The organism is Enterobacter cloacae complex sp. SHL009, from assembly GCF_049237205.1.
Lineage (GTDB): Bacteria > Pseudomonadota > Gammaproteobacteria > Enterobacterales > Enterobacteriaceae > Enterobacter > Enterobacter cloacae_M.
Window position 1 is genome coordinate 251,869 of record NZ_JBMKIW010000004.1, and the last position, 19,058, is coordinate 270,926.

The 19,058-nt window shown below is 55.7% G+C and carries 22 protein-coding genes; 15 read left to right on the forward strand and 7 right to left on the reverse strand.

The window, feature by feature from the left end:
• Positions 1 to 173: 173 nt before the first annotated feature.
• From argT to hisP, 5 genes are all read left to right on the forward strand, one after another.
• Positions 174 to 956 carry a lysine/arginine/ornithine ABC transporter substrate-binding protein ArgT gene (gene argT / locus ACOTZC_RS12215; protein ID WP_047174239.1) on the forward strand — a complete coding sequence of 261 codons (783 nt, stop codon included), beginning with the start codon at positions 174 to 176 and terminating at the stop codon, positions 954 to 956.
• A 226-nt stretch (positions 957 to 1,182) separates the two neighbouring features.
• Positions 1,183 to 1,965: a histidine ABC transporter substrate-binding protein HisJ gene (hisJ, locus tag ACOTZC_RS12220; RefSeq protein WP_023336423.1), complete on the forward strand. Its 783-nt coding sequence runs from the start codon at positions 1,183 to 1,185 to the stop codon at positions 1,963 to 1,965.
• A gap of 88 nt (positions 1,966 to 2,053) precedes the next feature.
• A complete protein-coding gene (locus ACOTZC_RS12225) occupies positions 2,054 to 2,740 on the forward strand; it encodes a histidine ABC transporter permease HisQ (RefSeq protein WP_014832782.1) in 687 nt (228 codons plus the stop codon).
• Positions 2,737 to 3,453 (forward strand): ABC transporter permease, encoded by a 717-nt coding sequence (locus ACOTZC_RS12230; protein WP_008502590.1) that lies wholly within the window; start codon positions 2,737 to 2,739, stop codon positions 3,451 to 3,453. Before ACOTZC_RS12225 ends, ACOTZC_RS12230 begins: the two co-directional genes overlap by 4 nt.
• A gap of 8 nt (positions 3,454 to 3,461) precedes the next feature.
• Positions 3,462 to 4,235, forward strand: a complete 774-nt coding sequence (gene hisP / locus ACOTZC_RS12235; RefSeq protein ID WP_045354320.1) for a histidine ABC transporter ATP-binding protein HisP — start codon at positions 3,462 to 3,464, stop codon at positions 4,233 to 4,235.
• A gap of 162 nt (positions 4,236 to 4,397) precedes the next feature.
• Here hisP and ACOTZC_RS12240 read toward each other — a convergent pair whose 3' ends face one another.
• From ACOTZC_RS12240 to yfcG, 4 genes are all read right to left on the reverse strand, one after another.
• Positions 4,398 to 4,916, reverse strand: a complete 519-nt coding sequence (locus ACOTZC_RS12240) for a GNAT family N-acetyltransferase (RefSeq protein WP_045402687.1) — start codon at positions 4,914 to 4,916, stop codon at positions 4,398 to 4,400.
• Between the two features lie 44 nt (positions 4,917 to 4,960).
• Positions 4,961 to 5,854, reverse strand: a complete 894-nt coding sequence (locus ACOTZC_RS12245; protein ID WP_033146089.1) for a TIGR01777 family oxidoreductase — start codon at positions 5,852 to 5,854, stop codon at positions 4,961 to 4,963.
• Between the two features lie 13 nt (positions 5,855 to 5,867).
• Positions 5,868 to 6,236, reverse strand: coding sequence for a dihydroneopterin triphosphate 2'-epimerase (gene folX, locus ACOTZC_RS12250; RefSeq protein WP_023312555.1), 369 nt, complete (start codon positions 6,234 to 6,236; stop codon positions 5,868 to 5,870).
• A 75-nt stretch (positions 6,237 to 6,311) separates the two neighbouring features.
• On the reverse strand, positions 6,312 to 6,941 hold the full coding sequence (gene yfcG / locus ACOTZC_RS12255; protein WP_023312554.1) for a GSH-dependent disulfide bond oxidoreductase: 630 nt from the start codon (positions 6,939 to 6,941) through the stop codon (positions 6,312 to 6,314).
• Positions 6,942 to 7,082: 141 nt separating this feature from the next.
• Here yfcG and yfcF point away from each other — a divergent pair, with 141 nt between their 5' ends.
• The 3 genes from yfcF to yfcD are packed head-to-tail and all read left to right on the forward strand — an operon-like array spanning position 7,083 to position 8,945.
• On the forward strand, positions 7,083 to 7,727 hold the full coding sequence (yfcF, locus tag ACOTZC_RS12260; RefSeq protein ID WP_045402694.1) for a glutathione transferase: 645 nt from the start codon (positions 7,083 to 7,085) through the stop codon (positions 7,725 to 7,727).
• A gap of 56 nt (positions 7,728 to 7,783) precedes the next feature.
• Positions 7,784 to 8,335 (forward strand): phosphodiesterase, encoded by a 552-nt coding sequence (gene yfcE / locus ACOTZC_RS12265; protein WP_045402695.1) that lies wholly within the window; start codon positions 7,784 to 7,786, stop codon positions 8,333 to 8,335.
• Positions 8,336 to 8,390: 55 nt separating this feature from the next.
• Positions 8,391 to 8,945: an NUDIX hydrolase YfcD gene (gene yfcD, locus ACOTZC_RS12270; protein ID WP_023312551.1), complete on the forward strand. Its 555-nt coding sequence runs from the start codon at positions 8,391 to 8,393 to the stop codon at positions 8,943 to 8,945.
• A gap of 3 nt (positions 8,946 to 8,948) precedes the next feature.
• Here the strand turns inward: yfcD and ACOTZC_RS12275 are convergent, their stop codons facing one another.
• Entirely contained in the window at positions 8,949 to 9,968 is a 1,020-nt protein-coding gene (locus tag ACOTZC_RS12275) for a LacI family DNA-binding transcriptional regulator (protein ID WP_023312550.1), read from the reverse strand.
• Between the two features lie 234 nt (positions 9,969 to 10,202).
• On the opposite strand from ACOTZC_RS12275, the gene ACOTZC_RS12280 reads away from it, so the two are divergent.
• The 5 genes from ACOTZC_RS12280 (at position 10,203) to ACOTZC_RS12300 (ending at position 14,185) form a co-directional block, all read left to right on the forward strand.
• Complete coding sequence (locus ACOTZC_RS12280; protein WP_047174241.1) at positions 10,203 to 10,646, forward strand: PTS sugar transporter subunit IIA; 444 nt, start codon at positions 10,203 to 10,205, stop codon at positions 10,644 to 10,646.
• Positions 10,647 to 10,726: 80 nt separating this feature from the next.
• Positions 10,727 to 10,999, forward strand: a complete 273-nt coding sequence (locus tag ACOTZC_RS12285) for a PTS sugar transporter subunit IIB (RefSeq protein ID WP_003861447.1) — start codon at positions 10,727 to 10,729, stop codon at positions 10,997 to 10,999.
• A gap of 21 nt (positions 11,000 to 11,020) precedes the next feature.
• Entirely contained in the window at positions 11,021 to 12,412 is a 1,392-nt protein-coding gene (locus tag ACOTZC_RS12290) for a PTS ascorbate transporter subunit IIC (protein ID WP_115875900.1), read from the forward strand.
• Entirely contained in the window at positions 12,409 to 13,239 is an 831-nt protein-coding gene (locus ACOTZC_RS12295) for a transketolase (RefSeq protein ID WP_047174243.1), read from the forward strand. The genes ACOTZC_RS12290 and ACOTZC_RS12295 overlap by 4 nt, the downstream gene beginning before the upstream one ends.
• A complete protein-coding gene (locus tag ACOTZC_RS12300) occupies positions 13,232 to 14,185 on the forward strand; it encodes a transketolase family protein (RefSeq protein WP_047174244.1) in 954 nt (317 codons plus the stop codon). The genes ACOTZC_RS12295 and ACOTZC_RS12300 overlap by 8 nt, the downstream gene beginning before the upstream one ends.
• Positions 14,186 to 14,257: 72 nt before the next feature.
• Here ACOTZC_RS12300 and pta read toward each other — a convergent pair whose 3' ends face one another.
• Together pta and ackA are read right to left on the reverse strand one after the other, a co-directional pair.
• Positions 14,258 to 16,399 (reverse strand): phosphate acetyltransferase, encoded by a 2,142-nt coding sequence (gene pta, locus ACOTZC_RS12305; RefSeq protein WP_047174245.1) that lies wholly within the window; start codon positions 16,397 to 16,399, stop codon positions 14,258 to 14,260.
• A 76-nt stretch (positions 16,400 to 16,475) separates the two neighbouring features.
• Positions 16,476 to 17,678, reverse strand: a complete 1,203-nt coding sequence (gene ackA, locus ACOTZC_RS12310) for an acetate kinase (RefSeq protein WP_023312544.1) — start codon at positions 17,676 to 17,678, stop codon at positions 16,476 to 16,478.
• A 337-nt stretch (positions 17,679 to 18,015) separates the two neighbouring features.
• On the opposite strand from ackA, the gene yfbV reads away from it, so the two are divergent.
• Both yfbV and ACOTZC_RS12320 read left to right on the forward strand, forming a co-directional pair.
• Positions 18,016 to 18,471: a terminus macrodomain insulation protein YfbV gene (yfbV, locus tag ACOTZC_RS12315; RefSeq protein WP_023312543.1), complete on the forward strand. Its 456-nt coding sequence runs from the start codon at positions 18,016 to 18,018 to the stop codon at positions 18,469 to 18,471.
• A gap of 92 nt (positions 18,472 to 18,563) precedes the next feature.
• Complete coding sequence (locus ACOTZC_RS12320; protein ID WP_023312542.1) at positions 18,564 to 19,058, forward strand: YfbU family protein; 495 nt, start codon at positions 18,564 to 18,566, stop codon at positions 19,056 to 19,058.

Genomic DNA, 19,058 nt, shown 5'->3' on the forward strand with positions numbered 1-19,058 from the left:
TTCGGCAGACCTGCTATCTTTCACCATTAAGGCAATATCGCAACGTTTTATTAACATATTTAACGTCGAAGTTTTGACCAGACGGCAATGTGGCATAAGACCTGCAAGATGAAGCCTGCAACACAACACACAACACAATACATAATAAAATCACGGTACTTGAGGGTAAATGTATGAAGAAGACGGTTCTGGCTCTGTCTTTGCTCGTGGGGTTAAGTGCGGCGGCAGGTAGCTACGCAGCGCTTCCACAGACGGTTCGTATCGGTACAGACGCAACCTACGCGCCATTCTCTTCCAAGGATGCGAAAGGCGATTTCGTGGGGTTTGATATCGATCTGGGAAATGAAATGTGCAAACGCATTGCTGTGAAATGCACATGGGTGGGCAGCGACTTTGACGCGTTAATCCCGTCGCTGAAAGCCAAGAAAATCGATGCCATTATCTCTTCTCTCTCCATCACCGAAAAACGCCAGCAGGAGATTGCCTTCTCTGACAAGCTCTACGCTGCGGATTCGCGTCTGATTGCCGCGAAAGGTTCCCCGATTAAGCCCACCATCGATTCGCTGAAGGGCAAACACGTCGGCGTGCTTCAGGGATCGACGCAGGAAGGTTATGCCAATGCTAACTGGCGTGAGAAGGGCGTAGACGTGGTGGCCTATCAGAACCAGGATCTGATTTATTCTGACCTGGCGGCAGGCCGTCTGGATGCGGCATTCCAGGATGAAGTCGCCGCGAGCGAAGGCTTCCTGAAGCAGCCTGCGGGTAAAGACTATGCATTTGCTGGCCCGTCGGTAAAAGACAAAAAATACTTTGGTGACGGCACCGGTATTGGCCTGCGTAAGGATGATACCGAGCTGAAAGCCGCTTTCGACAAAGCCTTTGCAGAGCTGCGTAAAGACGGGACTTACGACAAACTGGCGAAGAAATACTTCGACTTCAACGTATACGGTGAATAATACCTGACGCTAACGCACCGCAAAGGTGCGTTACGGGAGCGGTTGACCCAGTACGGTGCATGTGTTGCACCGTACTGGATCGCTTTGTGCATACTTACGCATTTATAATGCAAAAATTCCCGCCTGAAAGGCATTAATCTTTGCCTGACTGAGGGGATTAATGGCACATTAGCACCACCCCGTCGTCGTAAAAATCCCGTATGAAGACAGTTTGTTGAGGATAAATATGAAAAAACTCGTGTTGTCACTATCTCTGGTACTGGCCTTTTCCAGCGCCACCGCGGCATTCGCAGCCATTCCGCAGAAAATCCGAATTGGTACCGATCCAACCTATGCGCCGTTCGAATCGAAGAATTCAAAGGGTGAACTGGTCGGTTTTGACATTGATCTGGCCAATGAGCTGTGCAAACGCATCAAAGCACAGTGTACCTACGTTGAGAACCCGCTGGATGCGCTGATCCCATCCCTGAAAGCGAAAAAAATCGACGTGATCATGTCCTCGCTCTCCATCACCGAAAAACGCCAGCAGGAGATTGCCTTCACCGACAAACTCTACGCGGCCGATTCTCGTCTGGTGGTGGCTAAAGCTTCTGATATTCAGCCAACGCTGGAGTCGCTAAAAGGCAAACGCGTCGGCGTGCTGCAGGGCACCACGCAGGAAACCTACGGCAACGAACACTGGGCGCCGAAGGGGATTGAAATCGTCTCCTATCAGGGTCAGGAAAATATCTACGCTGACCTGACGGCAGGCCGAATTGATGCGGCATTCCAGGATGAAGTTGCGGCAAGCGAAGGCTTCCTGAAAACGCCGGTGGGTAAAGATTACAAGTTTGGCGGCCCGTCTATTAAGGACGTGAAGTTGTTTGGTGTGGGCACCGGTATGGGCCTGCGCAAAGAAGACAACGAGCTGCGTGAGGCGCTGAACAAAGCGTTTGCTGAAATGCGCGCTGACGGCACCTACGACAAGCTGGCGAAAAAGTACTTTGATTTTAATGTTTACGGCGGCTAATCGCCCCGTCAAATAACGTGCGGCCCCTCCCGATGTGGGAGGGGAAAAGACACGGTTCCACCACTCACGATACGACAGGGCTCGCGGTATGCTGTACGGATTTTCTGGCGTTATTTTACAGGGCGCGCTTGTCACCCTTGAGCTGGCTATAAGCTCCGTGGTGCTGGCGGTGCTGATAGGTCTGGCGGGCGCAGGGGCGAAGCTTTCGGCTAACAAACCGCTGGCGCTCATATTTGAAGGCTACACCACGCTTATTCGCGGCGTTCCCGATCTGGTGCTGATGCTGCTTATCTTTTACGGTCTGCAGATTGCGCTTAACAGCGTAACGGACGCGATGGGCATGGGACAAATTGATATCGACCCGATGGTGGCCGGTATTATTACCCTCGGTTTTATCTACGGTGCCTACTTCACCGAAACCTTCCGTGGTGCCTACATGGCCGTGCCGAAAGGCCATATTGAGGCGGCAACCGCATTTGGTTTTACCTCTTCACAAACGTTTCGTCGGATTATGTTCCCGGCCATGATGCGTTATGCGCTCCCGGGCATCGGCAACAACTGGCAGGTTATCCTCAAAGCGACAGCGCTGGTCTCGCTGCTCGGTCTGGAAGACGTCGTGAAAGCGACTCAGCTGGCGGGCAAGAGCACCTGGGAGCCGTTCTACTTTGCGGTGGTCTGCGGCGTGATTTATCTGGTCTTTACGACCGTCTCCAATGGTGTGCTGCTTCTGCTCGAGCGTCGCTACTCCGTGGGTGTGAAGAGGGCTGACCTGTGATTGAGATTATTCAGGAATACTGGAAGTCGCTGCTGTGGACGGATGGCTACCGCTTTACCGGCGTGGCGATTACGCTCTGGCTGCTGATCTCCTCCGTGGTGATGGGCGGCATTCTGGCGGTGTTTCTTGCCATTGGCCGCGTATCGAACAATAAATTTATCCAGTTCCCGATCTGGCTGTTCACCTACGTGTTTCGCGGTACGCCGCTGTACGTGCAGCTGCTGGTGTTCTATTCGGGGATGTATACGCTTGAGATCGTAAAAGGCACTGAGATGCTGAATGCGTTCTTCCGCAGCGGCCTGAACTGTACGGTGCTGGCGTTGACGCTCAACACCTGCGCCTACACCACCGAGATTTTCGCCGGAGCAATTCGCTCTGTCCCTTACGGTGAGATTGAAGCGGCGCGCGCGTACGGCTTTTCCTCAGTGAAGCTTTATCGCTGCATTATTCTGCCGTCGGCGCTGCGTATCGCACTACCGGCGTACAGTAACGAAGTGATTTTGATGCTGCACTCTACCGCGCTCGCCTTTACCGCGACGGTGCCGGATCTGCTCAAAATTGCGCGCGATATTAACTCCGCGACCTATCAGCCGTTTACCGCGTTTGGCATTGCGGCGGTGCTCTATTTAATTATCTCTTATGTTCTGATAAGCCTGTTCCGTAAGGCTGAAAAACGCTGGTTGCAGCATATAAAACCTTCTTCGACGCACTGAGAAAGATGATGGCTGAGAACAAATTAAACGTTATTGATTTGCACAAACGCTACGGCGAACATGAAGTGCTGAAAGGGGTGTCGCTGCAGGCGAATGCGGGCGACGTGATCAGTATCATCGGCTCATCCGGCTCGGGGAAAAGTACCTTCCTGCGCTGCATTAACTTCCTCGAAAAACCGAGTGAAGGCTCGATTGTGGTGAGCGGGCAGAATATCAATCTGGTACGTGATAAAGACGGTCAACTGAAGGTTGCAGATAAGAACCAGCTGCGACTGCTGCGTACGCGCCTGACGATGGTGTTCCAGCACTTCAACCTCTGGAGCCACATGACGGTGCTGGAGAACGTGATGGAAGCGCCGATTCAGGTGCTGGGCCTGAGCAAGCAGGAAGCCCGCGAGCGCGCGGTGAAATACCTTGCGAAAGTGGGTATCGACGAGCGCCAGCAGATGAAATACCCGGTGCATCTCTCCGGCGGTCAGCAGCAGCGTGTCTCTATCGCGCGCGCGCTGGCGATGGAGCCCGAAGTGCTGCTGTTTGACGAACCGACCTCCGCGCTCGATCCAGAACTCGTCGGCGAAGTGCTGCGCATCATGCAGAAGCTGGCCGAAGAGGGCAAAACGATGGTGGTGGTGACGCACGAGATGGGCTTCGCCCGAAACGTCTCGAACCACGTCATCTTCCTGCATCAGGGGAAAATTGAAGAGCAGGGGCACCCGGACGAAGTGCTGGCGAACCCGCAAAGCCCGCGTTTGCAGCAGTTCCTCAAAGGATCTCTGAAGTAAAGAGGGCATCAGCCCGCAGTGCAGCCCAATCGCCCGGTGGCGCTTCGCTTACCGAGCCTGCGGGCTGGATGTTCTCCCTCTCCCTGTGGGAGAGGGTCGGGGTGAGGGCATCAGGCCGCAGTGAAGCCTAATCGCCCGGTGGCGCTTCGCTTACCGGGTCTACTAATTCCGATGCCGGCCGGCATACTCCAGCCGATACACCCAGTCGTCATAGCGCACGCCGTCAATTTCATACGCCTTTTCCAGCACCTGCGTACGCACAAACCCTGCTTTCTCCAGCACGCGCACCGAACCGCCGTTGTCCGCCAGGACGTACGCGTTAATCGCCTTTAAGCCGGTCTGGTTGAACGCATAATCACACACCGCGCGCAGCGCCTCGCTGGCAATCCCTTTTCCCTGCGCGGCAGGCACAACCGTATAGCCGATATCGGCCTCTTCACTATTCTCAGGGCTGATTTGCAGGCCAATATCGCCCAGCGGCGTATCGTCCTCCAGAGAGCGGATCACGAAGACATGCTCCGCCATCAGCCGCGCGGCAAACACGCGGCGGGTCTCTTTTTCCGGCGCGATGGCGGCCATGTAGCGCATGATGCTGCGATCTTCACGCAGCGAGCGGAAGAAGGCCCAGTCAGTGGGTTCGAAAGGAGTGAGGTGAAGCCGGGGAGTGGTGATCGTTGCCATTGTTACGCCATATCTTCGGAACATGGCCTGTCACTGTAACATATTCACCGCACAACATCCCCCAGGGCCTCTTCTAATTCATACCAGCGGAACGCAAACCCGGCCGCTTCCAGCCGTTTTGGCAGCGCCCGCTGCCCGCCTAATACCAGCACAGACGCTTCACCCATCATCAGGCGAATCACCGTGGCAGGCACGCGCAATATCGCCGGGCGGTGCAGGGCATGCCCCAGCGCGTGAGCAAACTGTTCATTACGCACCGGATACGGCGCAACCATATTGAACGGCCCGCGCAGATCGTTATCCAGCAGCCAGAGAATCCCGTTGACCATATCGTCGATATGGATCCAGGCCAGATACTGACGGCCATTGCCGATAGGGCCGCCGAGTCCGAGCCGGAAAGGGGGAAGCATCTTCGCCAGAATACCGCCTTTAGGCGCAAGCACGACGCCGGTCCGCAGCAGGCAGACGCGGGTGCGATCGCTCTGCGCCGCACAGGCGATACGCTCCCACTGGGCGCAAAGCTTGTGGGTAAACTCGTTATGCGGCGGCTCTTCCTCGGTCACCACCACCTCACCGAGATCGCCGTAATAGCCTACCGCTGAACCCGAAATCAGCACCGAAGGCGGGGTATGGCTATTGCGGATCAGCTCGACCAGCTTTTCGGTAATGTTCCACCGGCTGCTGCATAACAGCTGTTTTTGCTCTTCCGTCCAGCGCTTATCGGCGATGGGTTCACCCGCGAGGTTAATAACGGCGTCGAAGCCGTCCAGATTTTGCTGCTCGGCCAGATTTTTCCAGATGTCGATACCCGCCCCCAGCACCTGGCGCGCTTTCTCCGGGCTGCGCGTGACCACGGTAATGTCGTGATGCAAGGCCTGCAGACGCGCAATGAGGTGACGACCAATCAGGCCCGTGCCGCCGGTCAGCAAAATCTTCATACAACCTCCAGGGTTACGCCTGGCGTCGCCAGCTTAGCGTCATGGAGACGGAATCGGCGTAGCGCAGGGCGTGAAGTTTATCGATCTCAACTTCAGCATAAGTGACCCAGTGATGTTCGCGTGCGATATCGAGCACATCCTGAGTTAATTTTTCCAGCAGAGAGAAGCGGTTATTCTCCACGTACTGAATGATGTTTTTAGTAATTGTGCGGTAGTTCAGCGCGTCGTTGATGTCTTCGCTGGCCCGCGCTTTGTCTGCGGGATAGTGAATTACTACGTTAATGACAATATCCTGACGGTTGGCGATCTCTTCCTCTTTGATACCGATGAAGGTGCGCAAGCGTAAATTTTTTATGCGAATAATAGCGTCTGGCTGTGACATTGCAGGTCTTCTCCGTGTCAGTATTTCACGCTCATCATACATGAGAGGCTCGCGGGCACCCAGCCTCATAGGGGGTTAAATCTGCTGGATTTTTTGCATCGCCCGCTCGGTGGCCGGGCGGGTCCGAATGCGCTCAAACCAGTTATTCACCGCCGGGTAAGCGGCCAGGTCAATTCGGTGTTTTTCATGCGTATTCACCCACGGCCAGCAGGCGATATCGGCAATACTGTAATGATCGCCCCCGAGCCACGGCGTTTTCTTCAGCCGACGGTTCAGAACGTCATACAGCCGTTGAGTCTCAACCTGATAGCGTTCGATCGCGTAGGGAATGGGCTGCGGGGCGTAAGCGGTAAAATGATGATTTTGCCCCAGCATGGGCCCCAGCCCGCTCGCCTGCCAGAAGAGCCATTGCAGGGTATGGTGACGCTCGCGCAGTTCGCCGCTCAGCAGTTTGCCGGTTTTCTCCGCCAGGTAGAGCAAAATTTCACCGGATTCAAACAGGCTCAGCGGCCTGCCCCCGTCCGCCGGCTGGTTATCAATAATGGCCGGGATTTTATTATTCGGCGATATAGCCAGAAAGAGAGGGCTGAACTGTTCGCCTTTGCTGATATCCACGCGAATGATCCTGTAATCCAGCTCGGCTTCTTCAAGAAAGAGGGTGATCTTATGGCCGTTTGGGGTAGGGGCGTAATAAAGGTCGATCATTCTCAACTCCTGTCCATGCGAATAGTGGTGCCATGACAAATGAGTATAGGTGGTTGTTGTAAATCGTGAGTTTTCATCAAGTGACAGCGACGCAAAGAGATTATATGTTGAGTAAAAACCCGATCAGCCGATGAGGATGTTATGAACCAGCCCGTAATCACGTTGTGGTCCGATGCGAATTTCTTTTCTCCCTATGTTATGAGCGTATACGTTGCGCTGGCCGAAAAAGGACTCACTTTTACGCTGAAATCCGTTGATCTCGACGGCGGTGAGCATCTCAAGCCACAGTGGCAGGGTTACGACCTGACCCGACGCGTGCCGGTGCTGGAGATTGACGGTTTTGCCCTGAGCGAATCGTCGGCGATTGATGAATATCTGGAAGATCGGTTCGCGCCGCCCGAGTGGGAGCGCATCTATCCTCACGACCTGCAAAAACGCGCGCGGGCGCGGCAGATCCAGGCGTGGCTGCGAAGCGATCTGGTGCCAATTCGCGTGGAACGCTCAACGGACGTCGTGTTCGCCGGGGTGAAAAAGCCAGCGCTCAGCGCTGAAGGTCGTGAAAGCGCGCAAAAACTCATTGAAAGCGCCACCTCGCTCCTCGCACACGGCAACCCGAACCTGTTCGGCGAGTGGTGCATTGCCGACGCCGATCTTGCGTTGATGCTAAACCGCCTGATCCTCAACGGCGATGAGGTGCCGCAGCTGCTGGTGGATTATGCCGCGTTTCAGTGGCAGCGTGCCTCCGTGCAGCGCTATGTGGCACTATCTGCCAGGCGCGCGGGCTGATAAGCCCGGACGCTTCAGGTATGATGGGGGCAGTCTGTTTTCCCGAGGAGTGACTGATGAAACTGATGTTTGCGTCGGATATCCATGGATCGCTGCCCGCTACCGAGCGTGTCCTTTCCCTGTTTGCACAAAGCGGCGCGCAGTGGCTGATTATACTGGGGGATGTGCTCAACCACGGCCCGCGCAACGCGCTGCCGGACGGCTACGCTCCGGCGCAGGTCGCGGAAAAGCTCAACCCGTACGCCTCACGAATCATCGCCGTTCGCGGCAACTGCGACAGCGAAGTGGACCAGATGCTGCTGCATTTTCCCCTTACCGCGCCATGGCAGCAGGTGCTGCTGAAACAAAGCCGCCTGTTCCTGACGCACGGGCATCTTTTTAGCCCGGATAATCTCCCGGCGCTCGCGGCTGGCGATGTCCTGGTTTACGGTCATACTCATATTCCGGTTGCTGAAAAGCGCGGTGAGATTTATCACTTCAACCCGGGATCGGTCAGCATACCGAAAGGCGGTTATCCAGCGAGCTATGGCATGCTGGATGGAAATACCCTGCGCGTTATCGCACTTAATGATCAGCAAGTTATTGCGCAGGTAGCGATTAATCCGTAAGTTACACCTCAACTGCAAACGCGCCGAAAGAGCGCTTAGAAGAGAAGGTTTCCCGATGGTGGAGCAGAGTCATTTGGCAAGTACAGAGTGGGTTGACATTGTCAGCGAAGAGAATGAAGTGATCGCGCAGGCCAGCCGCGAACAAATGCGTGCGGAGCGTCTGCGCCACCGCGCAACGTACATCGTTGTGCATGACGGTATGGGCAAAATTCTGGTCCAGCGCCGCACGGACACCAAAGATTTTCTCCCGGGTATGCTGGATGCCACCGCAGGCGGTGTTGTCCAGGCAGATGAAGTGCTGCTGGATTCCGCGCGTCGAGAAGCAGAAGAAGAGTTAGGTATCGCCGGCGTGCCGTTTGCCGAGCACGGCCAGTTCTATTTCGAAGACGAAAACTGCCGCGTCTGGGGCGGGCTGTTTAGCTGCGTCTCCCACGGGCCGTTCGCTCTGCAGGAAGAAGAGGTGAGTGAAGTCAGCTGGATGACGCCGGAAGAGATCACCGCGCGCTGCGACGAGTTCACGCCGGATTCGTTAAAAGCGCTGGCGCTGTGGATGACCCGCAACGCCAAAAACGAATCGACCAAATCAGAGAAAGAGGAAGAGGCTGAGTAATATTCAGCAACTTTCTCTCAGACACAGACTGGACGCGATGGGCTTTTGATCGCGCCAGTCACCGTCATTCAGACGCTCCAGCAACGCTTTCCCGGCTTCAATTCCAATCTTACGATGCGGCACCGCCATCGTCGTCAGCGGCGGCTGACAGACGCGGCTCACGTCGCTATCGCCAAAACCTACCACCGCCAGGTCGTCCGGCACCTTGATTCGCCTGCGCTGGCACTCGTACAGCGCCCCGCAGGCCAGCTCATCTGAGACGCATACCAGCGCATCCAGCTCCGGCCACGCCAGCAGGAATTCAGGCAGCTGTGCCGCGCCTGTCGAGAAGCTTGGCGGCATCGCCGCGTTAATTACACGGGTCGGCGACATATGGTGGCGAAGCATGGCTTTGTACCAGCCCTGCAAATGCTGCTGGAAAATCCACTGCTCCTGGTTGGCGCACAGCAGGCCAATATTTTGGTAGCCGCGCTTAATCACCATTTCCGTGAGTTCATACATGGCCGCTACGTTATCAATCCCGATATTCATATCAATCGGGTCGGCGCGCATGGCGCCCATCTCCATCACCGGAATAGAGGCGTTTTTCAGCCAGTGGCGAACGGTGTCGGTATGTTCAACGCTGAGCAGGATAGCGGCGGCAATATTCGACGCCAGCAGCGTCTCCAGCAACTTCTCCTCCTGCTCAAGACGATGCTGGGACTCTGCCAGCATGATCTGATACCCGGCAGGCTGTAGCACCTGCTGTAGCCCGGCGAACATCTCCGAGCAGCCGGCTTCGGAGAGGTTAGGCACCACCATGGCTATCGTCCACGATGACGCCGAGGCAAGCGCGCTGGCGGCAAGATTCGGCATATAACCCAGCTCCTGCACGGCAGCTTCAATTTTTTCTCGTAGTTTATCGGAAACCTGTTCGGGCGTGCGGAGTGCACGGGACACGGTCATCGTGCCCACACCGGCAAGCTGTGCGACATCGGCGAGTGTCACTTTACCAGTACTGCGCCGTTTTCGGGTTAGAGACATACACCTTCCTGCTGACCAGACGCGTTCTTCATTTCCTTCGCTTCACGTGACAGGCAGTATACGCCTTAAATCCCTTTTTTTGCTGTGATTTAGCGCCGTGATTGCAATTTGATAGCGCTATCACATTTCTGCATGTTAAGTATTGGTAGCGCTATCTTTGTGATCGCGATCGCAGTCATCCAGCGATGTGTTGAATAAAGTTTGCTCATCTTTAGCGTGTAGCGGGAGTGAAAAGTGCTCAAAAAATGGATATATGATACAACCATCGCGCTGCAGGATAGCGTGGAAAACTGGCCGCAGGCGCTGGAGCTGTGCGCGAAGCCGCTTCTGGATTTGCAGGTGATTGAGCCTGAATACGTCACGGCCATCATCCAGCAGCACCACACGTTAGGACCCTATTATGTGCTGGCACCAGGGCTGGCGATGCCGCATGCGCGGCCGGAGGAAGGCGCCAAAGGACTGGGGTTGTCTTTATTAAAACTAAAACAGGGCGTCTCGTTTGGTGCCGGTGAGTTTGACCCTGTCGATGTGATTATTATGCTCGCAGCACCGGATAAACATAGCCATATCGAAATGATATCCGCACTCGCAGAATTATTTTCCAGCGACGAGGATATGGAGAAACTGCATCAGGCGAATACCCTGGAGGAAATTAAAACGATTATTGACCGCTTCTGATTTAATTCTTTAATCCGATTATTCACAACATTACGCGACAGCGTGATGGGGCGTGCTCTACTCAAAATAAGGGGACAACAATGAAAATCATGGCTATTTGCGGCTCCGGCCTGGGCAGCAGTTTTATGGTCGAAATGAATATTAAAAAGGTGCTTAAAAAACTGGAGATTGAGGCTGAGGTTGAACATTCCGATCTCTCCTCGGCCACGCCGGGCGCGGCCGATCTGTTCGTGATGGCAAAAGACATTGCGGCCAGCGCCAGCGTGCCGGAAAGCCAGCTGGTGGTGATTAACAACATCATCGACATCAACGAACTTGAAGCGCAGCTGCGCGCCTGGTTCGAAAGACAATAACCCTGATAAGGCGAGGTGGATATGTTTATCCTTGAAACGCTGAATTTCGTTGTTGATATTTTAAAAGTCCCTTCGGTGCTGGTCGGCTTAATTGCGCTTATTGGTCTGGTTGCGCAGAAAAAAGCGTTTTCGGACGTGGTGAAAGGGACGATTAAAACCATTCTCGGCTTTATTGTGCTGGGCGGCGGCGCTACGGTGCTGGTGGGGTCATTAAATCCTTTGGGCGGTATGTTTGAGCACGCCTTTACGATTCAGGGCATTATTCCAAACAATGAAGCGATTGTGTCAATTGCGCTGGAGAAATACGGTGCAGCGACCGCGCTGATTATGGCCTTCGGCATGGTGGCGAATATTATCGTCGCGCGCTTTACTCGCCTGAAGTACATCTTCCTGACCGGGCACCACACGTTTTACATGGCGTGCATGATTGGCGTGATCCTGACGGTAGCAGGCTTTGAGGGCGTGGGTCTGGTCTTTACCGGCTCGCTGATCCTCGGCCTGATTATGGCTTTCTTCCCGGCGATTGCGCAGCGCTACATGAAGCGCATTACCGGCAACGATGAGATTGCCTTCGGCCACTTTGGCACGCTGGGCTACGTGCTGTCGGGCTGGATTGGCAGCAAGGTCGGCAAAGGCTCCCGCTCAACCGAAGAGATGAACCTGCCGAAGAATCTGAGCTTCCTGCGCGACAGCTCGATCTCCATTTCCCTGACCATGATGATTATCTACCTGATCATGGCGGTGAGCGCCGGGCGCGAGTACGTCGAGGCTACCTTCAGCGCCGGCCAGAACTACCTCGTCTACGCCATCATCATGGCAATCACCTTTGCGGCGGGGGTGTTCATTATCCTGCAGGGCGTACGCCTGATTCTGGCAGAAATCGTCCCGGCCTTTACCGGCTTCTCGGAGAAACTGGTGCCGAACGCGCGTCCTGCGCTGGACTGCCCGGTGGTGTACCCCTATGCGCCAAACGCGGTGCTGATTGGCTTCCTGTTCAGCTTCCTCGGCGGGATTGTGGGGTTGTTCATCTGCGGTCAGTTTAGCTGGGTGCTGATCCTCCCGGGCGTCGTGCCGCACTTCTTCACCGGCGCAACGGCGGGCGTGTTCGGTAACGCCACCGGTGGACGTCGCGGGGCGATGATCGGTGCGTTTGCCAACGGCCTGTTGATCACCTTCCTGCCGGTCCTGCTGCTGCCGGTACTGGGCGCCATTGGTTTTGCCAACACCACCTTCTCGGACGCCGACTTCGGCGCGGTCGGGATTGTGCTCGGCAACCTGGCGCGCTTCCTGTCGCCGCTGGCCATCACCGGGCTGGTCGTGGCGCTGTTTGCGCTGCTGGTGGCGTACAACATCTTCGCGAAAAACAAACCTGCAGGCGGTAACGCGCAGGAAAACACCGGAGCCAAATCATGAATGAGAAAGAGATAACCGAACTCGCGCGTCAGATCCGTCTTGAGACGCTGAAGTCTCTGACGCAGCTGGGCTTTGGACACTATGGCGGCAGCATGTCGGTGGTTGAAACGCTGGCCGTGCTCTACGGCGCGGTGATGAAAATCGACCCGGCGGATCCGGACTGGCCGGAGCGAGACTATTTTGTCCTGTCGAAAGGCCATGCGGGCCCGGCGCTCTACAGCACGCTGGCAATCAAGGGCTACTTCCCGGTGGAAGAGCTAAGCACGCTAAACCAGAACGGCACGCGCCTGCCGAGCCATCCGGACCGTCTGAAAACGCGCGGCGTAGATGCTACCACCGGTTCGCTGGGGCAGGGGATTTCCATCGCCGGCGGTATGGCGCTGTCGCACAGGCTGGCCGGGCGACCGAATCGGGTCTTCTGCATCGTCGGCGACGGCGAGCTGAACGAGGGGCAGTGCTGGGAAGCATTCCAGTTTATTGCTCACCATCGCCTGAACAACCTGACGGTATTTGTCGACTGGAACAAACAGCAGCTCGACGGCGAGCTGGACGAGATCATCAGCGCGTTCGACCTTGAGGGGAAATTCCGCGCCTTTGGCTTTGACGTGGCGACGGTGAAGGGGGACGACATTCCGGGTCTGCTGGCAGTGACGTCGCGGATCCTGGCAGCCGATGCGCGTCCGTTAGTCGTCATCCTCGACAGCATCAAAGGCCAGGGGGTGCCGTATCTGGAGCAGCTCAGCAACTCGCACCACCTGCGATTGACCGCGGAGAGCAAAGCGGCCCTCAACGAGACGATTCGCCAACTGGAGGCTTCACATGATTAAGGTTGCACCGGCAGGACAGAAAGACGCCGTTGAGATGCGTAAGGTCTACGCTGGCTTCGTGGCAAAACAGATTGAGGCCGGAAGTGACATCATTGCGCTCGAAGCAGACCTGATGAGCTCGATGGCGATGGACGGCGTAGCGCGAGATTATCCGCAGCACGTGATTAACTGCGGCATTATGGAGGCCAACGTCATCGGCACGGCGGCGGGGCTGTCGCTTACCGGACGCAAGCCTTTCGTTCACACCTTCACCGCCTTTGCCAGCCGCCGCTGTTTTGACCAGCTGTTTATGTCCCTGGACTATCAGCGCAACAACGTGAAGGTGATTGCTTCAGACGCGGGCGTGACGGCCTGCCACAACGGCGGAACGCATATGTCGTTTGAGGATATGGGCATCGTGCGCGGTCTGGCGCACTCGGTGGTGCTGGAGGTGACCGACGCGGTGATGTTCGAGGACGTGCTGCGCCAGCTTATCGATCTCGACGGCTTCTACTGGGTACGGACCATCCGTAAGCAGGCTCCGAGCGTGTATGCGCCTGGCTCAACCTTCACAATCGGCAAAGGCAACGTGCTGCGCGAAGGAACCGATATTACCCTGATTGCCAACGGCATCATGGTGTCGGAAGCGCTGGAAGCTGCGCGCCAGCTTGAGCAGGAGGGCGTCAGCGCGGCGGTCATCGACATGTTTACCCTGAAGCCTATCGACCGGATGCTGGTGAAAAACTACGCCGAGAAGACCGGGCGCATCGTCACCTGTGAAAACCACAGCATTCACAACGGCCTCGGGTCGGCGGTGGCGGAAGTGCTGGTGGAAACCTGCCCGGTGCCGATGCGGCGGGTGGGCGTTAAGGAGCGTTACGGCCAGGTGGGGACGCAGGATTTTCTGCAGAAAGAGTATGGCCTGACGGCACATGACATTGTATCGGCGGCGCGCGAGCTGCTGTAAATAAAAAAGGCGACCGGTTAAGTGGTCGCCTTTCTTGCCCGGTAAGCGCTAGCGCCACCGGGCTTTTTAACATTACTGCTGCTGCGAAGACTGGATCGCCGTCAGCGCGATGGTGTAAACGATATCGTCTACCAGTGCGCCACGAGACAGGTCGTTCACAGGTTTACGCATGCCCTGCAGCATTGGCCCGATGGAGATCAGGTCGGCAGAACGCTGTACCGCTTTGTAGGTGGTGTTACCGGTGTTCAGATCCGGGAAGATGAACACGGTAGCGCGGCCTGCAACCGGCGAGTTCGGCGCTTTAGATTTCGCAACGTCAGCCATTACGGCGGCGTCGTACTGCAGTGGGCCGTCGATCATCAGGTCAGGACGTTTTTCCTGTGCCAGACGGGTCGCTTCACGCACTTTCTCTACGTCGCTACCTGCACCAGAGGTACCGGTGGAGTAGGAGAGCATCGCCACGCGCGGTTCGATACCGAAGGCAATCGCGGAGTCCGCGGACTGGATAGCGATCTCGGCCAGCTGTTCTGCAGTTGGATCCGGGTTGATCGCGCAGTCGCCGTAAACGTAAACCTGTTCAGGCAGCAGCATGAAGAACACGGAAGAAACCAGAGAGCTGCCTGGCGCGGTTTTGATCAGCTGCAGCGGTGGACGGATGGTGTTCGCCGTGGTGTGAACCGCACCGGAAACCAGACCGTCAACTTCGTCCTGCTCCAGCATCAGCGTGCCCAGCACTACGTTGTCTTCCAGCTGCTCGCGCGCAACGGCTTCGGTCATGCCCTTGCTCTTACGCAGCTCAACCAGACGGGCAACGTAGCTTTCGCGAACCACTTCTGGGTCAACGATTTCGATGCCAGCGCCCAGCTCAACGCCCTGAGATGCCGCTACGCGGTTGATCTCATCCGGATTACCCAGCAGCACACAGGTCGCGATGCCGCGCTCTGCACAGATAGCCGCTGCTTTAACGGTACGTGGTTCATCGCCTTCTGGCAGAACAACGCGTTTGCCCGCTTTGCGCGCCAGCTCGGTCAGCTGGTAACGGAATGCTGGAGGAGACAGACGACGGCTGCGCTCGGAGGTCGCAGTCAGGGATTCGATCCAGTCTGCGTTGATGTAGCCCGCAACGTATTCCTGAACTTTCTCGATACGCTCGTGGTCATCAACCGGCACTTCCAGGTTGAAGCTCTGCAGGCTCAGGGAGGTCTGCCAGGTGTTGGTATTCACCATGAAGACCGGCAGGCCGGTGGCGAACGCGCGTTCGCACAGCTTGCTGACGCGTGGGTCCATCTCGTAGGCACCGGTCAGCAGGATCGCACCGATTTCCACGCCGTTCATCGCTGCCAGGCAGGCGGCAACCAGCACGTCAGGACGATCTGCGGAGGTCACCAGCAGGGAACCAGCGCGGAAGTGTTCCAGCATGTGCGGAATGCTGCGCGCACAGAAGGTTACGGACTTCACGCGGCGGGTGTTGATGTCGCCTTCGTTAACGATAGTGGCGTTCAGGTGACGCGCCATATCGATTGCACGGGTGGCAATCAGATCGAAGCTCCATGGCACCGCGCCCAGAACCGGAAGCGGGCTGGATTCCTGCAGCTTAGCCGGGTCAACTTTGATGACTTTCGCTTTGGAAGAGTCGTCGAAGATCTCGGACAGGTCAGGGCGAGTACGGCCCTGCTCATCCACCGGTGCGTTCAGTTTGTTCACGATCACGCCGGTGATGTTGGTGTTTTTCGCGCCGCCGAAGCTGCTGCGCGTCAGTTCGATACGCTCGTTCAGCTGCTCTGGGGTGTCGGTGCCCTGAGACATCACGAAAACGATCTCTGCGTTCAGGGTTTTCGCGATTTCAAAGTTCAGAGACTGGGCAAACTGGTGTTTGCGCGTCGGGACCAGACCTTCAACCAGCACCACTTCCGCGTCTTGCGCGTTAGCATGGTAGTTGGCGATGATCTCTTCCATCAGCACGTCTTTCTGGTTGCTGGACAGCAGTGATTCAACGTGGCTCATCTTCAGCGGTTCAGCCGCTGGCAGATTGGAGTTCTTGCGAACGATGGTGGTGGTCTGGTCTGGCGCATCGCCACCGGCACGTGGCTGGGCAATTGGCTTAAAGACGCTCAGACGAACGCCTTTGCGTTCCATAGCACGGATAACGCCAAGGCTGACGCTGGTCAGGCCGACGCTGGTTCCGGTAGGGATCAGCATAATAGTACGGGACACGGTTTATCCTCTTTCGTTACCGCCGCAATTGGGCGGGTTACAAAACAGCACCGCCAGCATTGCTGGCGGTGTGGAATCAGGCAGTCAGGCGGTGCGCGTCTTGCGCAATGACCAGTTCTTCGTTAGTTGGGATAACGAGAGCAGGGCGGGTGCCTTCTTTGTTGATGAAGCCAGACTTGCCGAAACGGGCAGCCAGGTTACGCTCGTGATCAACGTCGAAGCCCAGAACGCCCAGTTTGCCCAGGGACAGTTCACGAACCATTGCCGCGTTCTCACCGATACCACCGGTGAAGATAACCGCGTCCAGACGGCCTTCCATCAGCGCAGTGTAAGAGCCGATGTACTTCGCCAGACGGTGGCAGTAAACGTCCATTGCACGTTTAGCGTCTTCTTTCTCTGCGTAGTTGTCTTCAACGTAACGGCAGTCGCTGGTGACTTCGGTCAGACCCAGCAGGCCAGACTCTTTAGTCAGCATTTTGTTGATCTGGTCAACGCTCATGCCCAGGGTGTCGTGCAGGTGGAAGATGATCGCCGGGTCGATGTCACCGGAACGAGTACCCATCACCAGACCTTCCAGCGGGGTCAGACCCATGGAAGTATCAACACATTTACCGTTGCGGATAGCGGAAACAGAACCACCGTTGCCCAGGTGGCAGGTGATGATGTTCAGTTCTTCAACCGGCTTGTTCAGAACTTTCGCGGCTTCCTGAGTCACATAGAAGTGGCTGGTGCCGTGTGCGCCGTAGCGACGTACGCCGTGTTCTTTGTACAGGCTGTATGGCAGGGCATAGAGGTAAGACTCTTCCGGCATGGTCTGATGGAACGCGGTGTCGAATACGGCCACGTTTTTGTCTTTCAGATTCGGGAAGGATTTCAGCGCTTCAGCGATACCGATCAGGTGAGCCGGGTTGTGCAGCGGTGCGAAGGACGCAGAGTCCTTGATGCCCTGGATCACAGATTCGTCGATGACGACGGAGCTGGTGTATTTTTCGCCGCCGTGGACGATACGGTGACCAATCGCAGTCAGCTGAGCAGACAGTTCTGGTTTTTGTGCCAGAATAGTGTTAACGATAAAGTTCAGCGCTTCACTGTGAGCGGCGCCTGCACCTAAAGCCGCTTCTTGTTTGCTGCCGTCCATCTTCCACTTGATACGTGCTTCAGGCAGATGGAAACATTCGGCCAAACCAGAGAGGTATTCGTCACCGTTGAGCGCATCGATGATGGCGAATTTCAGTGAGGAGCTACCGCAGTTCAGAACCAGTACTAACTTACTCGACATGGAAGTACCTATTATTGATACGTGGCTAAAAAAACGTCAGTGAGTCTAACAGCGTAACGCATGATGACGCAGACATTTATGATTAACATCATGCCAAACGAACATTGTGGCATGATGGAAGAAATAACTATGATTTTATGCCATTTTGCACAATTTTCAGCCAATGGCATAATATGCAATAATTTGACGAGTTAATGATTCTCGTCTAAGGCCCTATCAGGCTGGCACAGGATACCCGATACGGGGTAGAGATGACAAAATATTTTGAACGTTGTCATAGCTTGTTGTGGTTTTGCACGAAAATTTTAATTTTTATATGTGAAGTTGAGGTACAGCCATGTCGACACCAGAGAACCCGTCCGTAAATTTCTTTAGTCTGTTTCGTCGGGGACAGCATTACGCAAAGACGTGGCCGATGGAAAAGCGCCTTGCGCCGATGTTCATTGAGAATCGCACCATTCGCGCCACGCGCTATGCGATTCGCTTTATGCCGCCAGTCGCTGTCTTTACGCTGTGCTGGCAGATTGCGTTGGGCGGCCAGCTTGGCCCTGCCGTCGCGACGGCGCTCTTCGCATTAAGCCTGCCGATGCAGGGCCTGTGGTGGTTAGGTAAACGCTCCATCACGCCACTTCCCCCATCTATTTTACACTGGTTTTATGAAGTGCGCGGAAAACTGGAGGAGGCCGGGCAGGCGCTCGCCCCGGTTGAAGGCAAGCCGGACTACCAGGCGCTGGCGGACACGTTAAAGCGCGCTTTTAAGCAACTGGATAAAACATTCCTCGATGACTTGTGATTGATCATCGAAACGACGACGAAAAGAAGGCACAGTAACAATCAGTTACCGTGTCTTTTTTTTAAAGTGCAATGCGCTACAGGAGTCGAAAGATGGAAATGACCCATGCTCAACGTCTGATTTTGTCTAACCAGTACAAGATGATGACTATGCTTGATCCCGATAACGCTGCGCGCTACAGCCGCCTGCAAACCATCGTCGAACGCGGTTTTGGTTTGCAAATGCGCGAACTGGACCGCGAGTTTGGCGAGCTGAAAGAAGAAACCTGTCGCATCGTGATCGACATTATGGAGATGTATCACGCTCTGCACGTCTCCTGGACGAATCTCAAAGATCAGCAGTCCATTGACGAGCGCCGCGTGACTTTCTTAGGCTTTGATGCCGCAACGGAAGCGCGTTATCTGAGCTATGTTCGCTTTATGGTGAATACAGAAGGGCGGTATACCCACTTTGACGCGGGCACCCACGGCTTCAACGCGCAGACCCCAATGTGGGAAAAATATCAGCGTATGCTAAGCGCGTGGCACGCCTGCCCGCGCCAGTACCATTTAAGCAGCAACGAAATTCAACAAATCATTAATGCCTGA

Bases quoted from the DNA above. Each gene is read 5' to 3' on its own strand.
- argT (WP_047174239.1), top strand. From the start codon at position 174: ATGAAGAAGACGGTTCTGGCTCTGTCTTTGCTCGTGGGGTTAAGTGCG.
- hisJ (WP_023336423.1), top strand. From the start codon at position 1,183: ATGAAAAAACTCGTGTTGTCACTATCTCTGGTACTGGCCTTTTCCAGC.
- ACOTZC_RS12225 (WP_014832782.1), top strand. From the start codon at position 2,054: ATGCTGTACGGATTTTCTGGCGTTATTTTACAGGGCGCGCTTGTCACC.
- hisP (WP_045354320.1), top strand. From the start codon at position 3,462: ATGGCTGAGAACAAATTAAACGTTATTGATTTGCACAAACGCTACGGC.
- ACOTZC_RS12240 (WP_045402687.1), bottom strand. From the start codon at position 4,916: ATGGCAACGATCACCACTCCCCGGCTTCACCTCACTCCTTTCGAACCC.
- ACOTZC_RS12245 (WP_033146089.1), bottom strand. From the start codon at position 5,854: ATGAAGATTTTGCTGACCGGCGGCACGGGCCTGATTGGTCGTCACCTC.
- folX (WP_023312555.1), bottom strand. From the start codon at position 6,236: ATGTCACAGCCAGACGCTATTATTCGCATAAAAAATTTACGCTTGCGC.
- yfcG (WP_023312554.1), bottom strand. From the start codon at position 6,941: ATGATCGACCTTTATTACGCCCCTACCCCAAACGGCCATAAGATCACC.
- yfcF (WP_045402694.1), top strand. From the start codon at position 7,083: ATGAACCAGCCCGTAATCACGTTGTGGTCCGATGCGAATTTCTTTTCT.
- yfcE (WP_045402695.1), top strand. From the start codon at position 7,784: ATGAAACTGATGTTTGCGTCGGATATCCATGGATCGCTGCCCGCTACC.
- yfcD (WP_023312551.1), top strand. From the start codon at position 8,391: ATGGTGGAGCAGAGTCATTTGGCAAGTACAGAGTGGGTTGACATTGTC.
- ACOTZC_RS12275 (WP_023312550.1), bottom strand. From the start codon at position 9,968: ATGTCTCTAACCCGAAAACGGCGCAGTACTGGTAAAGTGACACTCGCC.
- ACOTZC_RS12285 (WP_003861447.1), top strand. From the start codon at position 10,727: ATGAAAATCATGGCTATTTGCGGCTCCGGCCTGGGCAGCAGTTTTATG.
- ACOTZC_RS12290 (WP_115875900.1), top strand. From the start codon at position 11,021: ATGTTTATCCTTGAAACGCTGAATTTCGTTGTTGATATTTTAAAAGTC.
- ACOTZC_RS12295 (WP_047174243.1), top strand. From the start codon at position 12,409: ATGAATGAGAAAGAGATAACCGAACTCGCGCGTCAGATCCGTCTTGAG.
- ACOTZC_RS12300 (WP_047174244.1), top strand. From the start codon at position 13,232: ATGATTAAGGTTGCACCGGCAGGACAGAAAGACGCCGTTGAGATGCGT.
- ackA (WP_023312544.1), bottom strand. From the start codon at position 17,678: ATGTCGAGTAAGTTAGTACTGGTTCTGAACTGCGGTAGCTCCTCACTG.
- yfbV (WP_023312543.1), top strand. From the start codon at position 18,016: ATGTCGACACCAGAGAACCCGTCCGTAAATTTCTTTAGTCTGTTTCGT.
- ACOTZC_RS12320 (WP_023312542.1), top strand. From the start codon at position 18,564: ATGGAAATGACCCATGCTCAACGTCTGATTTTGTCTAACCAGTACAAG.